Origin of the sequence: Cysteiniphilum sp. QT6929 (genome assembly GCF_030035755.1) — a bacterium.
Taxonomy (GTDB): Bacteria; Pseudomonadota; Gammaproteobacteria; order Francisellales; family Francisellaceae; genus Caedibacter; species Caedibacter litoralis.
On record NZ_CP103983.1, the window covers coordinates 2582206 to 2599779 of the forward strand.

Below are 17574 nucleotides of genomic sequence, written 5' to 3' on the forward strand. Positions count from 1 at the left end.
AAATTTGATCTTTAGAGGTAATGGTCTAGGCTTAATCCGAGGCAACTCTATTTTATCACCCCGCGCTTGATTTTTTATCATATGGATTGATTGTACTAAAAGCCATTTTTTGAAGGCTTGATTTGAATGAATTGGTGATGTTGTTTTGTGAAAAACATGTAAGGAGATAATTGTGGCATTAAAAGATAAACAAGATAGCGCTGATAAACCCAACAAATCTGAAAACTCCCCAAAAATTTAAAAGCGTGTACAATACGCCCGAAGCAATGATATGAGAAGAGGAATCACAAGGATGGCGCACACTACTTTTGGTGACCACATGAGCAAATTATTAAACAAAATGACATCAAAGGTGTCTTTTAAAAAATGTGAAGACGATACTGGAAAAGGTTTTAGAGCATGGCAGTTTAAACCTTTACTCAATCAGTAGCAGCCAAAAGGAGTACGAAAAATTGAGACGGACAATTACAGGTGACAATAAGCTAAATGACTTTGATCCCGAGCAAATTAGTGAAGTACTATGCGCTGAAACAGCCAAGAAATACGAGTCTTCGGATAATGTTATTTTGATTCATGATCCCAGCGAGATACGCAAAAAATATACCAAGCAAGCAGAGCATATAGGAAAAGTAAAAGATCTGAGTAAGAAAACCATCAATGGCTATAGTAGCTTCAATACAATTGCCGTTAATTTAGATAATAAACAGATTGATTTATTGGGTCATGAGCTATACAGCAACAAGCAGCCAGAGTTTTTATCAAAAGAAACGATTGAACAGTTAAGTGCCGGTGAGGATATCGTGATTTCACAGGCGTCTAAAGAAGCCTATGATGACGATAGTTATTTGACCTCAAAGCGCATAGCATTAAAGCATATTAAATCCTGCTCTAACGCCTTGAAAGAAAAGAATTCAGCATTAAATATTACGCATGTATTAGATCGTGAGTTTGATGATAGTGAGTACTTTGATTTTATACAGGAACTGAAAGATGAGTTTGTCATACGATTGAAGAAAAACAGGACAGTTTCAGGCTTAAGCGGTGATAAGGAGCAAAAAGGGAAATTGATAGATCACGCCTTTGAACATTCATATACTTTCTGTATTCAAAAGCTATACATCAGTGGACGCTGTTTTCAGGATTGCGTGATCAAGGCTAAATGGCAGAAGATTGGGCAGTATCATGTTGTTTTAATGACGCTGCTTGATCGCAAGGGCAAAGAAGCTTTTGACGAACCGATGCTTTTAATCACAAATAAGGAGCTTATGAATCAATATGACGTTTACAACGTTTATGATTGCTATTTAAAGCGCTCTCGTATTGAGGGTGTGTTTAAATTTATCAAAGGTGAGTTAGGCTGGGAAGAGTTTAGGATAAAAGACTTTGAAGGGATTAAAGCCATTACTGCTATTGGTTTCTTTGTTGCATCTTATTTATATGAGATTGGTCAAGGTGAAGTTTATGATGACTTTGTTGTATTGATTGCACAGCTTGGCGGCTCTAAATCAGGTGAAGTAACAAGGCATTACATCTTGGAAGGAATGAAAACATATCTTGCAAAACTACGCGTAGATCAGTTTATTGAGGAGCATCAGATAAGCCAAGCAGACTTAAAAGCCATATTGAATTTTATTGGGCGAGGAGAAATTTAAAAAATGAGGAGTTTTCAGAACAAATGGAGTAGAAATTGGCTTGAGTGTAAGCTTGTAAAAGACGATTATTATTTAATGAACTGGGCAGAAGAAAGTGAAATTAATAGATCCTATAATAGGAGATTATTAATTTGGATTATTATTGCTGTTTCGATGACGTTATTAGCAGTGTTTAGTGTTTATACTATTATTTATTTGCTTATAGGTCGTGTTGATTTGGTAGACAAGTATCCTTACTGGTGGACACCAATAGTATTGTTGGTTTTGCTTGTTATATCTTTAAGGTTGTTCTTGATAATATTTGTATTGATGATAAACGTGGTTCTTTCTTATGCATTTTTCATATATATATTACAGTATTCATATGATGCAGCATATGTAATGTTAATACTTCTTTCGGAGTTAATCGTTGTTATTTTCTTTTTGCTAATTCAACGAAGAGGAGAATATATCGATAGCGTATGTTTTGATCGTATCTACTCAAACCTAACTAGAGTGAAAGGAGATGAAAAAATTGTGAGAAATAAATTGATTGATATTTTTCTACAAGGTGCCTTCGGCTTTACAGCTATCTGGTGTTTAAAGTCGGATGAAAAAACACCTTATTTATTTGCGTTTAAAACCAAGTACTTTAGGTATATGTGTGTATATCCTTGGCTTATTTATAGTAAGCCTGAGTGGTTTGGAGAGGAGGTTGGTACCCTGTGGTGCTTTGCACTTTGTCGTTGGATAATCATTCTTCCAAGCATTATGTTTACCGGCGCTTGTGTTTTGTATATTTACAGTAAATTTTAAATGGAGTAAGTGGTGTATGTATGTTTTACATTATGTTAGTTTTTATCTTATTGCTAGTAGTGCTGATTCTGAAAGCGCACAGATTATTTAAGCAAAGAGTAGATGGCATAGTGATGTTGCCTAACGAGGATGGCTGTGAAAAGTTTCCAACACAATCGTTTTGGCATAGAAATTGGGCTGAAAATAAGATAATTAATGATGATTATTATGCTATGTACATGGCATCTGAGAGAGAAAGAAAAGTTATCCATTCTCGTCGAATATGTATTTTTGTTGTGATTTATATTATTTTGTTTTTTGCTTTTTATATTAACTATAAAATCTTGATTACTCAAAGTGCAAGTAATCAACATCTCTATGACTTAATTAAACCATATGTATTATATATTGTCTTTATAAGCATGCTGGTAGTGCCGATATGGTATAAAGACTTTTTACTCTGGGGAGGAACTACTATTACTTTATGTCTAGCCGTGTTTGCACTCAGATCGGATGATTACATCGTTATTTTTTTGTCAATATTTGGCATAACTGAATCGTTATTATGGTTGTCATTTTTATGTAATAAACATTACTTTTATCGACTAGATAAGCTTTATTTTCTAGTTATACATAAAATTCTTGAGAGCCATCCAGAGTATTTTGGTAAGCGTCTTGATATTATGTTATTTATGCATGGATTTGTGGGTCTATCAACAATTTGGATGCTAACAAATAAAGGAAATAACGGGATGTTATTTGCCTTTAAAATTAAATTTATTAGATATGTTTTTATATATCCATGGCTGTTATATTTAAAGTCAAATTGGTTTGAAGAGTTAGGTGTTAGAAAAGTGTTAATAGGTATTTGGAGGGTCTATTTGTATATACCTTTAATACTCATGATTGTTTGTAACTACCCAGCAGCTTGTTAATTGAACTGTGGAACTTTGCCATTAAAGACATCCGCAATGGTATCAATAATCTTCCAACCCTGTTTGCGTGCAGTTGATAATAATGTGCGAATACGCACAAACTTTTGAGCGCCAGTTTCACTACGAAAGCAGCCTGATACCTTTTGTTTTACCTTCATCATACGCAAGTCATTCTCAGCCTGGTTATTAGTAAAAGGCACTTCTGAATCATAGATAAATCTAAGCACGTCATTCTTGTAATCACGCAATCGTAATAATAAGTTGTGCCCCGTTCGTCGCTTTTTTCTACCTCGTTTACCAGTGCTTCCTAAAGGCATCAAAATTTCATGGTATTTAAGACCATCCGCTACAATCCGATCATAAATTTTGCTGATTAAAACTTGCTTATTAGGCAATAGTACTGATTGATCAGATATATTCACCAAATGACAGCTTTTCCTCAGTAATCTCATCATACGTTTTGCCCAAATTTCGCCATCTTCAGCTAAAGATCTTAACTCACGCAAGTGATGAGCATTGCATAATGCATGACTTATACCTTCAAGGGTAAAATAGGATTTCCAATGATCATGAACCACGATACCTGTTAGACCAGTCAGTAGAGATTTACGCTTAGGACTCACGTGATAATAAGTATAGTTAGCATTTGAGCAAACATGTAACCATTGGGTTTTTGAGCATATGCGATAACCAGTTTCATCTAAATGTTTAACTGGAGCATTTTTAAGCTGATCAAGAACCATTTGCTCGAATTCAATCAATTGATCAGCACATGTTTGACTAAACTCTGCAATACTGGCTTTTGCCACACTAACACCAAATAAATCTTCTAACAACTGCTGAATGCGTTGCTCAGGAATAAAGTGTTGATTTTGCAAATACGTTGTATAGCTTTTTAGCTTATTACCATACTGCACTGGCGCATTAATACCTTCTGGAAAACTTGCCGTCGTATATTTCTGACAGTTCGGACAACACTTTTTCTCATGACAATATTCAATCACCTTAAGCTTTGGCATTTCAGGTAGATCATGTAACTGGCGTCTTACATAGCCTTGTGCTTTTGTGTCACTTAAATCGCTCTGGCAATGATCGCAACTCGTTACAGATTTAGTCACGACTTCATCTGGTTTAGCTTGCCAAAGATTGCTACCATTATGATCTTTTTGACCACCTGATTTCTTCTTGGTAGCCTTGGATTTAAGTTTACCTTTTTCGCTGACACTGTTATTTTTGTTAGGACGTGACAAACCATCGCTTGAAGGCGGTTTTGAGCTGTTACGACTATTCTTGGAAAGCCGCTTCTTAAGTTGCTCAATCTCCTCTTTTAATCGAGCATTTTCACGCTCAAGCGTGTCGATTCTAGCCAATAGCTCTTGAATCATTTTTTCTAGTTTCATATCCATCGATCAAATTACGCCATATTTATTTGCAAATGAAAACATCAAATCTGGAAAAATTGCCAAAAATTACTGTTTATCAAAATCTAACCTGCTGGGTAGTTACGATTGTTTTTGTTTTTACTGTCTTGTATTTGTTATTTTGTAACTAACTGAGGAGATTATCATGTGTTCTGAATTAGAAAATACTAAAGAGTTTACCGGTTTAGAAAAAGCCGTTGGAGGGACTAGTATAGCATTAACACAGACTAAAGAAATTGGACATGCTGCTGAGGAGTTAGCCAAAGGTAAAAATATGAAAGATATGGGGGCTGCTATAAAAGGTTTTTCAAGTCATTTTGGTAGAATGCTTTCAATCGGAGATATTGTGATTGAGTATTTACATGGTAAGCCTGTAGCAATTATTGCTATAGAATCTGCTATGGCAGCTACAGGTGCTGCAACTGGAGGAAAAATAGTGGCAAGGATGAATGTCTCAGGATGGTATCGAAGTGGACTTAGGATTGCTGGGAAAGGTGTAGGTGCTATAATTTTGCTTGCAGCAACAAAAAGAGCCTTTAGTGACTTATATTTTGCAATTAATAATTTTGATGGGAGTTTTCAAGACTTTGCCAATAAGTTTACGTATAAATCAAAAGGAAGTTGGACAGACTCGGTCTTGAATTTTTGGAAAGAAAACTCACCAGATAGTTATAATCAAGTATCAAAGGCAATATATGATGGGGTTCAGCTCTATTTGGATAGTGATGTGAATGCATTTTTCAATTTATTAGGTGAGAAATTAGGGGGAATGATGAACGAGGTATTAACATCTTTTCTTGATGGAGATCAAAGAGATAGAGTTACCTCAGAGTTAGATGATTGCCCTGAAGATAAGAAAGAAGATAATAAGGAAGACCCTATAGATAAAACTATTAATAATGACTTCAACGCTGCAGCCAATGTGGCACCGCCACGCATGGATCCTCTGGTTTTTGATTTAGATGGAGATGGCATTGAAACCGTAGTTGCGGATGGAAGTGTGCTATTTGATCACAATGGTGATGGAGTGAAATATGCCTCAGGTTGGGTTGGTGCTGATGATGCGTTACTGGTACGTGATGTAGATCAAAATGGACAGATTGATAATGGATTAGAGTTATTTGGGGACAATACCATTAAAGCAAATGGAGATAAAGCCACAGATGGTTTTGATGCGCTATCAGATTTGGATGATAATAACGATGGTGTTTTTGATCATAATGATACAGCATTTGATGAGCTTCGATTATGGCAAGATAGCAATCAAGATGGTGTTGTGCAAGAAGGCGAGCTCAAAAGCCTAGATGATGCTGGCATATCAAGCGTTGATTTAAATGCGATTAATGATGGCAGTGGCTCAGCCGGTGGTGTGATCGCTAAGAAATCAACTTATAACATGATCAATGGTGAGAGCTTTGTCGTCGCTGCTTTAGATTTTAATGCCAATTTATTTTATCGTGAATATCATGATGACTTTAACCATCAATTTGCTGATGAATTGGAAACCATGGATTTGGCGTTTAATATGCAAGGCTCAGGAGCTGTAAGGGACTTAAATCAAGCGGCATTACTCAATCCAGACATTGCTAACGTTGTGCAAAGTATTATACAAACCAATAGTTATCAACAGCGCAAAGGTTTATATCAAGAACTTGTTAAGGTATGGTCACAATCAGCAGAAGGGTTTACCTCAGCTATTACGACATTGGAAGGGTTAACATTCGAGTCAGGTGCACAGATTAGTTTTGACATTAGTGATGAAACATGTCAGCGCTTAGAGAAGATTGCTGTACTTGAGGCATTTAATTTTAGTCATATGCTTGATTATGCTATCACTGAGAATGGGGAAAATTCGGAAATTAGAATATTCATTGGTAATTGGTCAAACGTGATGAAGTTTAACAGTAATGAAAATTTAGTGTTAAATGATGCGATGTTCGTGGGATTTTCACAGCAAGCGCCATTGATTAATAGTGCATATGATAAATTATTGGTGTCTGTTGAGAACAATGTTTTTAAAACGTATGATTATCAACGGTTGGTTGATATGGTTGAATTTTATATCGATGATCAGGATCAATTGGCGATAAATTTTGAGGCTATTGATCAGTATTTTACTGATAGTGTACAAATTAGTGCGATTGATACGATTGGCTTGTTATTATCACTTAATACGGTAGAGAATAATCAGCTATCAGCGCTTGGTTGGGATAGTAACAAAACATTAGCAAATGTCTTAAGAACGTTAAATGATGAGCAAATGGCTGAGCTATCACAAATACAATCACATCACTTTAAAAATGGCATGATCAGTGCCATACACACGCTACAAGAATCTCTGGAGCATACTATTCAAGGCAATGAAATTATTATAGGTAGTGATCAAAATGATGTAATCAATCCAATAGATAGCCCTAGATGGTATACAACAAGTCCAAGCAGTATCTTAGCATTTAATTATGTTGATGGCGGTGATGGTGATGATTGGATCCATACCGAAAGTGGGAGTTTTTATATCGATATTGTTTTTGGTGGCGATGGTAATGATTATTTGGCATCAGATATGCGTATTTTTTCAAACTATAATAATGAAGATTTTATAGCTGATGCATTATATGGTGAGGCAGGGGATGATGTTTTGCATGGTGGAGGTAGCAATAATATTTTAGATGGCGGTGAGGGTGACGATATGATTGTTGCTAGAGCTGGAAACAATAAAGTTTTTGGTGGCAGTGGTGATGATGTTATTGTGTCAGGAGTTGTGGTGTCAGAGGTATATTACGTTGCCACTGACGGAGGTTTCACTGGAGGGCAATTTCTAGCAAATAGCCATACCATAACGGAGGCGGGCAAAGGCGATGATATAATTGTTAGTGGTTACCGCAATCAATCGACTTATATTTACCATTTAGGTGATGGGCATGATGTTGTTGTGAAGAATGCCTTTTTGGATGCGCAAGGGCGTATTGGCTTTAATTATGATGGCACTTATATGATGGATTACCTCTTTAGTGCTAAAGATGAGGGGACAATCAATGACACTTTTAATGATGTATTGCGTTTCTCTGCCGGTATAAGTCCTGAGAGTATTTCTCTCAAAAGAATTGAGTATGATCTGCAATTAACAATCAATGAGTATGATAGTGTTAGGCTTACTAATTTTTATAAAGCGCTTGATGACTATGTCGATTTAGGCAAAGTGTCACGAATTGAGTTTGCAAATGGTACCGTTTGGCAACGAGGTGACGAGGTTTTTAATATTACACCTGAGAATGTTCATTATGTGGGGACGGATCAGGCAGATAGCTTTCATGGGACGATTGCTGATGATGTTTTAGAAGGGATGATTGGAAATGATTATTTATATGGAGGTAAAGGAGATGATGAGGTTTTTGGTGGTGAGGGCGATGACCAATTATATGGCAATGATGGAGATGATATATTGAATGGCGGGCAGGGCAATGATCTTTTAGTTGGAGGGTATGGTAAGAACAACTATATATTTGGCGTAAACTTTGGTAGAGATGAAATTCAAGCAACTCACTTGTATAATAGTGGGCAGTTCGCGAATGATACCGTAGTGTTTACAGATGGAATTATGCTTGGTGATGTTTTTTTTGTTAAAAATCTAGATGATCTCATTGTTAAGCACGCAAATAATCAGGATCAGATTGTATTAAAAAACTTTTACACCACGACATCAAATTACCGCTCAGGCGTGAATCAATTTGTTTTCGCCGATGACGAAATGGTCGATAGATCCCATATGTTACTTGATCCAGCTACGGTAAGAGGGACGCCTTATGATGATAAGCTAATAGGTAGTAATGAAAATGATTTGATGTATGGGCAAGATGGGGATGATAATTTAGAGGGAAATGCTGGTGACGATACACTTGATGGCGGCTTGGGTGATGACCGCTTAGCTGCTGGAGCGGGTGATGATACTTTAATCGGTGGCAAAGGTAATGACTATCTTTATGGTGATGTGGGACATAACCGTTATGTTTTTTCGGCAATGGATGGAGAAGATAAAGTTAAAAAAATGGATTTATCACGACAAATTACTGAAAATAGTTCAACGTTAGTATTTAATGAGGGTATCCAATTAAGTGATTTTGACCAGATCAATTTAACATCATTTTCGCAAATTCAATCAAAGCTAGGGGAGCGTTATCTTAAGTGGCATATCAAAGACTTAATATTTATTTCCAAGGAGCAAGGGCTTAATATTACCCTAGTAGATTATGGCATGACCAAAGATTACGATGAGGATAAACGGGATTATTCTTCACCGACATATCTTGAATTTAACAATGGCACCGAGCGTTGGCAACTAATGCCGCATAAAGCCATGAGTATCGAGATCAATGGTGAAGACAAGTCATTTCATAACAGTGTGACTTTAACGTGCTTTGATGAAGTAGCACAAATGATACATATCAAAGGGATAGGCAGAAGCGAGTATTTACAAGGCACTGAAGGTAACGATATTTTAGATGGTGGTGGCTATCATGATTATTTAGCCGGAGGCTTAGGTGCTGATCATTATGTATTATCAAATCTTTCTTTCAATGATGATGTTATCATCGCTGATGAATTAAATACAGAGGATGCTATTTTACTTAAAGATGTGAGCATGGATGAGCTTTATTTTCTAAGGGACAACGATGATCTTTCAATCATTGCATTCAACAGTGATTTTGAGCAGGCGGGCAGTTATCAAAATAATGGTGGTTTTTATCGTAGCAGCATAAAGCTAAGTGGCTACTTTAAGGGATTAAGTGTTGAAACCATTATTGATAGCGAAGGTAATACGCATTCAATCGCAGAGCTATTAAAGGATGAAAATAAATATAGTGCAATAACGGATGATGTACATCGCATAGGTAGCAAAGGTAATGACTATATCGAAAGCTATGCTGGAGATGATGTCATTCATGCCAAATCAGGCGATAACTGGATTGAAGCTGGTGCCGGAAATAATACCATTACAGCCGGAAGTGGTGATGATAGGGTGCATGTAGATAATGGTAATAATATCATTAAGGCAGGAAGTGGCGATAATGTGGTTGAAGCTGGTGATGGTGAGAATACGATTATCACAGGCAGTGGCGCTGATACGATTGACGTTGGTCAGGGTGACAATGTCATTAAAGCAGGGCATGGCGAAAACAGCATTCAAGCAGGCAGCGGTGACAATCAAATCTATGGTGGTGCGGATTATGATTATGTTTATGTTGAGGACGGTAATAATCTAATCAAACTAGGGAACGGTGATAATGAGCTGGATGCCGGAGACGGTGATAACATGGTTTATGCAGGCTCAGGTGACGATTCAGTTAGTCTAGGAGATGGTAACAATACCGTGAAATTAGGTAACGGAGATAATCAAGTCTACGCTTATGATGGTAATAATATCATTATGACAGGGGGCGGTGATGATTACATTGAATTAGGCGATGGTAATAATATCATTCGCGCTGGACATGGTGATAATGAGATCGATGTGGGTGATGGCGATAACCAAATTTATAGTGGCAATGGCGCTGATGTGATTTATGTTTATGATGGTGATAATGTCATTAAAGCGGGTCATGGTGAGAATGAGATCTATGCAGGCAACGGTAATAATATCATTACCACAGGCAATGGTGATGATCTTATCGAGGTTCAATCCGGTCAAAATACTATTCGCTCAGGTGCTGGAGATGATACCGTTTATAGTGGCAATGGGAGTGATTTGATCTATGCAGGTAAAGGTGATGATGTCATTTATGCAGGAGGCGGCAATGATCAGCTTTACGCGCAATGGGGTGATAATAGCTTATATGGTGAGGCTGGAAACGATACCTTATATGCAGGCAATGATGGCGCGGATCAGCTTTTTGGTGGTCAAGGTGATGATACACTTCGTGCTAAAAACGGTAATGATTTGCTTCAAGGTCAGGACGGAGATGATACCCTTATCGCGCATGGTGATAACAATATCTTAAGCGGTGGCAATGGCAGTGATCACTATCAAATCAACTTCAAAAATGCTAATAATACGATCATTAATAACTATGACAGTGATGGCAGTTCTGACTTTATGAAGCTCAACGGCATTAAAACAACGGATTTAAGATTTTATCGTGAAGTAAGCAACTTAATGATTAAGAATTTGGCAGACAAAAACAAACCCAAAGAGATCATTGTAACGGATTGGTTTGAATCTGAGGATCATCAAATTGATGAGATAGAAGTTGGTAAATTTGTACTAAGCAACAAACAAATTGATGTGATTATTCAAACATTGGCAAGCTTTAATGTTGAAACCGGTGTCGGTGAAGATCTGTTAAGCAAAGATCAGCAGGATGAGATTAAAAATACACTTACCAATGCTTGGATGCCAAAATCAGCTTAGTTATCGGCAATAATCTGCATCAACCATTTCTTATTTCTATTTAATAACTCATATTCGCTTAATGGCTGCTGATAAGGCACGCCCATATATTGCAAGGTGTGCTGAGCAATACTGGCAAAAACAGGTGCCGCTGATACGCCACCGAATTGATAAAAATGGCTACCTTTAGGGTTGTTGATCCAAACGACAATCGAAAGCCTTGGATTTTTAACGGGTGCGACACCAGCAAAAATAGCGTTATATTCATTAACAAATTTACCATTGGCAACGCGATGTGAAGTACCTGTTTTACCAGCAACATCAAACCCAGGAATATTAGCAAGCACACCTGTGCCATGGATGCTGACCACCGTTTGCAGCATGGCTAATACTTCTTTGGCAATATCTTGAGGTAATACTTGACGACAATTGATTTCATCTGAGTGTTTAGGCTTGATTAAGCTTACTGGACAAAGCTTGCCATCATTGCCAAAAATTGTATAAGCATGTGCTAACTGTAAGGCTGAGCTACTTAATGCATAACCAAAGGAGAGTGTGGCAAATTCAAACTCACTTAATGAGCTTAAAGGCGGTAAATAACCATTGGTGGCACGTGGGAAATCAATGGTTGATGGCTGTCCAAAGCCTAAGCTTGATAGGAAGTTATAAACCTTTTCTTTATCGAGTGTTAAGGTCACTTTACTAACACCAACGTTACTGGATTTCTCAAGAATTTGTGTCAAGGTGATATCACCAAAGTTGGCATCATCACGAATGCGATGACTATGCAGGAAATAATAGCCAGGGTTCGTGTCAATCATGCTATCTGGTGTGTATTTGCCCGAAAGAAGTGCCTGAGAGATGAAAAATGGCTTAATGGTAGAACCTGGTTCAAAGGTCTCAATAACGGGTTGTAAGGCAATGGTTTTGCCGGTATGTTCATTGAAGTTATTAGGGTTAAAGCTAGGGTAACTGGCAAGTGCTAAAATCTCACCATTTTGCGGATCAACAACAACGGCAGCGCCTGAGTCGGCATTGGTGTCAATGACCCCTTTTTTAAGCGCTTGATAGGCAAAGCTTTGGATATTACTATCAATAGTTAAGTAAATACTTTTGCCTAAATGGTAATGTTTAGGTTTATCATTAAAACTTATAGCGCGCCCTTTACCATCCAAAGTGCTAGATAGTGCACCTTTCTCTGCGTGGAGCTTATCTTGATAGGTTAGCATCAAGCCATCTTGCCCTTTATTAGTAATATTGGTAAAACCAATAAGCGGGGCTATCTCATCGGCTTTAGGATAGTAGGTTCTATTTTGATCTTCTATCTCAACCCCTGGGATATTTAATGCTTTTAAATCATCGATTTTTGAGGGTTCAACAAACTGTGCAGCGATATAATATTGTTTATTGGGATACTTACTAATGAGTGTTTCAAGGTCATTTAATGAAAGACCATCAATATTTGCCGCATTGACCTTTTGATATTTTTCAGGGTAATCTTTTAAGACTTTGATATCCAAAATAACTTTATACAAATTGGTACTGACTGCCAATGGAATGCCGTTGCGATCATAGATAATGCCACGTGTTGCATCTAAATCAATGGTGCGATGACTTTCGTTTTGACCGTGATCAGATAAGAAGCTGTGATCCTTGGTTTCTAGATAAAATAAGCGATAAACCAGCACAAGAAAGACCGCAATAATCAGAAAGAATGTAAAGAAAAAGCGCCATTTATGCTTGGGTGTACGCTTTGGCTTGTCATTATAGGTGTTAGTTTTTTTTGGTTTTTTTAGTTCTTTATCTTTCTTATTGTTATATTGTCTCATGCATACAAATATCGTGGTCACTGTCACAGTTCGTGAGTGTACCGGAAAATGCAGCATTAAGACAACAGCTCGCGCGAGAATTGCCAATAATTGTCAGTGGTAATTGCGTTTTGTGGCTAATATTGGTATACATAGAGGCAGTTTGAGGGTTCTCAAAAATGACAGAAAGTATAAAAAACTGGTGTTACGCACTTTAGGAAAAACTATGACTTTATAAACACCCCGTCAGCCTACGGCTGCCACCCCTCTTGAAAAGAGGGGAATTGGGCGATGGTGATTTTAATTCCCCTCTTTTCAAGAGGGGTGCCAAGCTTGCGAGGCGGGGTGTTGAAATAGAAAAAGTGCGTAACCTCAGTAAAAAAGTAAAAGCAAGGCAAAAGAAGGTAAATAGATCGCTATGCATAGCATTGAACAAACATTAAGTGTGATTAAGCGTGGTGCCGAAGAGGTGCTGTTAGAAGACGATTTGATTGCGAAGTTAAAAAAGAAAAAGCCACTTATTGTCAAGTTTGGCTGTGATCCAACGGCACCTGATATCCATTTAGGGCATACCGTAGTGATCAATAAATTGCGTCAATTACAAGATTTAGGGCATGAAATTCATTTTTTAATTGGTAACTTTACCGCACAAATTGGTGACCCAACGGGGAAAAATACCACGCGCCCACCATTGTCAGCGGCAGATGTCGAAGAGAATGCTAAAACCTATCAAAAACAGATTTTCAAAATTTTAGATCAAGAAAAAACGGTCGTTAAGCGCAATGGTGATTGGTTTGATCAGATGAGCGCAAGTGACATGATTAAGCTTGCATCAAAACAAACTGTTGCTAGGATGCTTGAGCGTGATGATTTCTCTAAGCGCTATAAGTCTGGGCAAGGCATTGCTATTCATGAGTTTTTATATCCTTTAGTGCAAGGCTATGATTCAGTAGCGATGGTTGCTGATATTGAGTTAGGAGGCACGGATCAGAAGTTTAACTTGTTGATGGGGCGTGAGCTGCAAAAGCAAGCAGGACAAGAGCCACAAGTGATTATCACCATGCCGTTGTTAGAAGGGTTAGATGGTGTCAAGAAAATGTCTAAATCAGCCAATAACTATATCGGTATTGAAGAGCCTGCAGATGAGATGTTTGGTAAAATCATGTCGATTTCGGATGAGCTGATGTGGCGTTATTATGAGTTATTAAGCTTTAAACCGATGACTGAAATTGAAAGCTTAAAAGACGCGGTTAACAATGGTCAAAATCCACGTGATGCTAAGATTGATTTAGCTAAAGAGATTATTGCGCGCTTTCATGATGAGGCGGCGGCACAAAAAGCACATCAAAACTTTATTGATCGCTTCCAAAAGAATCAGATCCCTGAGGAGATGCCTGAAGAAACCATTACATTAGCAGAAGACAATATGCCGATTGCGAATGTTTTAAAGCTAGCAGGGTTAGTCTCAAGCACCTCTGAAGCGATCCGTATGATCAAGCAAGGTGCGGTTAAAATTAATGGTGATAAGGTTGAGGATACGCAGCTTGCATTAAAGCAGAAAACCTCAGACGTTTATCAAGTAGGTAAAAGAAAATTTGCCAAGATCACATTGGTATAGTAATGATGAAAATAAGTTGTATCAGCCATCACCTCTCCCCTTGAGGGAGAGGTCGCGCAGCTTACGCTGCGCGGGTGAGGGGGATAATTAAAACGCAACTTATTTCTTAATCATTACATAGAGAATGGCAAAAGAAAAAAGCAATAAAAAGCAAAAGGAAATAAAATGGAAAAATTTATTCAGGAAGTCTTGGTTATTTTTGTGATATTAACGGCATTGGTCGTGCTTTATCATGTTTTTATCTTTTTATTTTGGATTTTATTGGTTGCGATTGGTGTGGCGATTGTATATCGCGTGATTAAATTTATTGTATCTTTGTTTTCATCAAAGAAAAGCAATACAGTTGAACACGAAGATTTATAATTAATCGGTGTCATGTGAAGCAACTAAAGGTGTTAATCCTAAGTGCGATGTTGGTAATACTGACTGCTTGTGGTAATCAAGGTAAAGACACATTAAGCAAGTCTGATCTTGAGACAGGTGAGTACGCAGATGAGCTTAAATCACATTTAGATGTGCGCCAAGCGCAATTGAATGAGCTTTTTGCTGATAGTCGTATTACGCAAACATTAATGAATGCCAATAAGCGCTTAGCTGAGGAAACACCATTACCTGAAGCGCGTTATCAGGCGATTGATCAGAATATGCAAAAAATGCGCGATACCTATAATGTTCAGCTTTTACTTTATAATGCGTGCGCGGTTAGATTAAAGCAGTTTCAGGCAGAGCATCCTGCCTTTATTGAGATTTTTGTTACTGATTTATCGGGTATGAATGTTTGCCAAACCAATATGACGACTGATTTTTATCAAGCAGATGAAAAGTGGTGGCAAGTGGCTTATCACAATGGATTAGGTAAGGTGTGTTATGGCGAGATTGAATATGATGATAGTGCTTCAGAAGTTGTAGCACCAATCTATATGCCTATTTATGAACATAAAAAATTAGTCGGTATTGCCAAAGCTTTAGTAGCAATTGAGGATATAAAACTCAGTGAATTTAACTAATGGATTCATTGTGGTAAGTTGAATTTATATAGCATTTCGCCGCATAAACAATCGCATAAGTAATAGGAATCGCAAGGATGCAAAAAATGGCTTTAGAGCCAAATGAGCCTAGGATTAATGTGGTTTTATCAGGAAAAGACCAAAAAACGATAGAAATGAAAATCACGGAATCAATCAATTGACCTAAAATGCTTGAAAACCCTGAACGTAACCATAAAAAACGTCCTTTAGATAGATCTTTGATTGTCTGAAAGATAAAAACATCAAGAAACTGTGAAATAATAAAACCAATCACCGTGCCCAAAATCACAAGGTTGCTTTTGGCTAAAACATGGGCATAAACGCTTTGATCATGCCAGCCTGTAGTATGTGGCATAACGACTGAAAGCTCAATAATCAGTACGAAAATTACCTGACTGATTACCCCAAGGATTGAGATGAAATAGGCTTTCTTTTTACCATATAACTCACAAACTGCGTCAATGATGGGGAAAGTGAAAAGGGCAAAAATAATATTTGAAAAAGGAAAGCTTAGTCCTAAATGAACAGGTTTCGTAGCAGTGATTGCTGAAGAAGTCATCGCGCAAATAACGATCATTGATAGGATTAACAAAATAATAACATGTTTATTGACACGCTTATCACCTTGTAAGAAATGTTGTTTTGTTGCTGTTGTCATCATTATGTCTCCCTCATTTTTTGTAATAGACAATAGTAGAATCCATCGCCTCCATCTTCAGTAGGCAAAATCTGGTAACCATGGACTTGTTTGAGTCTGTTATCCAGCATTGGAATATCAATAACACTAAACTCAGAATGTGTTTGCAGAAAATTTGCCATTTGTTTGTCATTTTCCTCAGGCAAAATAGAGCAAGTAGCATAAAGAAGTAAACCATTAGGTTTGAGATAACTCACAAGATTATGCAAGATACGCTGTTGTATGTGTACAATCTCTTTGATCTCATCAGGCGTGCGTAGCACTTTGATATCTGGATTGCGCCGAATCACACCAGTGGCACTGCACGGTGCGTCAATTAATATCTTATCAAATAAAATATCCTCTTTAAGTGGCGCTGTGGCGTCATGAATTGCAAGGTGAATATTAAGCTCATTTAATTGTAAACGCGCAAGATTCTCTTTAATGCGTTCAAAACGCTTGGCATTATTATCCATAATGGTTAATTCGATATCAGGACAAAGCTCTAATAGATGCGCACTTTTACCACCAGGTGCGGCACAGGCATCAAGAATTTTCTCTCGTGTTTGTGGCGCTAAGATATGTGCGGCTAATTGAGCCGATTGATCCTGAACGCTGAAGAACCCTTGAGAAAACAAAGGTAATTCCTGGATGCTCTGTGCTTCATTTAGTTGAATACAACTATCAATGGTTTTTGCTTTGTAACTAATATTATTGTCTTTAAGTGCCTTTAGAAATTTCTCGGGATTTTGCTGTTGATTAAGACGCAGAAAAACAGGTGGCTGGATATTACTGTTTGTAATGATGCTATCAAGCGCATGAGAGTAGTGTTTCTTAAGCTTGCCATATAACCAATCAGGTAGTTCTTTAAAGTGATCACAACTTGGCAGTGTTGCTTTATCAATTTGACGTAATAAGGCATTAATAAATGATTTAGAATGATTAATATTTAATTCATCACAGGCATTAACGGTTTCATTAATACAGGCATGCACTGGTTTATGCATAAAGATAATCTGATATAAACCAATCATTGCCAATAGTCGCACTTTTGGTTTGGTTTTGCCTTCGGCTTGCCGGTTGAAAATATGTTCAAGGTAAAAAAAATGGCGAAACACGCCATAGCATAACAGATAGACTAAACGGCGATTTTGCTCCGTCAGTGGATAATGTTGAAGTGTGGTATCTAAAGACGCTAAGCTGTCTTTATGTTGAGTGATTTGATGAATAATAGAACACGCGATAGCGCGTGGATTGGTTAATGTTTTCATTGCTTG

General features: G+C 37.5%; 11 protein-coding genes. 7 read left to right on the plus strand and 4 right to left on the minus strand.

Annotated elements, in window-relative coordinates:
* Window positions 1–368 precede the first annotated feature (368 nt).
* From NYP54_RS11335 to NYP54_RS11345, 3 genes are read left to right on the plus strand one after another with little or no spacing between them, the layout of a single operon-like run.
* Complete coding sequence (locus tag NYP54_RS11335; protein WP_283155944.1) at window positions 369–1652, plus strand: transposase; 1284 nt, start codon at window positions 369–371, stop codon at window positions 1650–1652.
* A 3-nt stretch (window positions 1653–1655) separates the two neighbouring features.
* Window positions 1656–2447: a hypothetical protein gene (locus NYP54_RS11340; RefSeq protein ID WP_283156587.1), complete on the plus strand. Its 792-nt coding sequence runs from the start codon at window positions 1656–1658 to the stop codon at window positions 2445–2447.
* A gap of 20 nt (window positions 2448–2467) precedes the next feature.
* Window positions 2468–3361, plus strand: a complete 894-nt coding sequence (locus tag NYP54_RS11345) for a hypothetical protein (protein WP_283156588.1) — start codon at window positions 2468–2470, stop codon at window positions 3359–3361.
* On the opposite strand, the gene NYP54_RS11350 is transcribed toward NYP54_RS11345, so the two are convergent.
* Entirely contained in the window at window positions 3358–4767 is a 1410-nt protein-coding gene (locus NYP54_RS11350; RefSeq protein WP_283155771.1) for an IS66 family transposase, read from the minus strand. The two genes, NYP54_RS11345 and NYP54_RS11350, sit on opposite strands and share 4 nt — an antisense overlap.
* Before the next feature lie 160 nt (window positions 4768–4927).
* On the opposite strand from NYP54_RS11350, the gene NYP54_RS11355 reads away from it, so the two are divergent.
* A complete protein-coding gene (locus NYP54_RS11355; RefSeq protein ID WP_283156589.1) occupies window positions 4928–11188 on the plus strand; it encodes a calcium-binding protein in 6261 nt (2086 codons plus the stop codon).
* Here the strand turns inward: NYP54_RS11355 and NYP54_RS11360 are convergent.
* On the minus strand, window positions 11185–12996 hold the full coding sequence (locus tag NYP54_RS11360; RefSeq protein ID WP_283156590.1) for a penicillin-binding protein 2: 1812 nt from the start codon (window positions 12994–12996) through the stop codon (window positions 11185–11187). The two genes, NYP54_RS11355 and NYP54_RS11360, sit on opposite strands and share 4 nt — an antisense overlap.
* A gap of 397 nt (window positions 12997–13393) precedes the next feature.
* Between NYP54_RS11360 and tyrS the strand changes: the two genes are divergently transcribed.
* The 3 genes from tyrS (at window position 13394) to NYP54_RS11375 (ending at window position 15600) form a co-directional block, all read left to right on the plus strand.
* Window positions 13394–14593 carry a tyrosine--tRNA ligase gene (gene tyrS, locus NYP54_RS11365; RefSeq protein WP_283156591.1) on the plus strand — a complete coding sequence of 400 codons (1200 nt, stop codon included), beginning with the start codon at window positions 13394–13396 and terminating at the stop codon, window positions 14591–14593.
* A 165-nt stretch (window positions 14594–14758) separates the two neighbouring features.
* Window positions 14759–14956 (plus strand): hypothetical protein, encoded by a 198-nt coding sequence (locus NYP54_RS11370; protein ID WP_151192646.1) that lies wholly within the window; start codon window positions 14759–14761, stop codon window positions 14954–14956.
* A gap of 47 nt (window positions 14957–15003) precedes the next feature.
* A complete protein-coding gene (locus NYP54_RS11375; protein ID WP_283156592.1) occupies window positions 15004–15600 on the plus strand; it encodes a hypothetical protein in 597 nt (198 codons plus the stop codon).
* Here the strand turns inward: NYP54_RS11375 and NYP54_RS11380 are convergent.
* Complete coding sequence (locus tag NYP54_RS11380; protein WP_151192644.1) at window positions 15593–16282, minus strand: queuosine precursor transporter; 690 nt, start codon at window positions 16280–16282, stop codon at window positions 15593–15595. The two genes, NYP54_RS11375 and NYP54_RS11380, sit on opposite strands and share 8 nt — an antisense overlap.
* The gene (rsmB, locus tag NYP54_RS11385; protein WP_283156593.1) at window positions 16282–17568 is read right to left on the minus strand and encodes a 16S rRNA (cytosine(967)-C(5))-methyltransferase RsmB; all 1287 of its coding nucleotides are present in this window, start codon (window positions 17566–17568) and stop codon (window positions 16282–16284) included. The genes NYP54_RS11380 and rsmB overlap by 1 nt, the downstream gene beginning before the upstream one ends.
* Window positions 17569–17574: the final 6 nt, after the last annotated feature.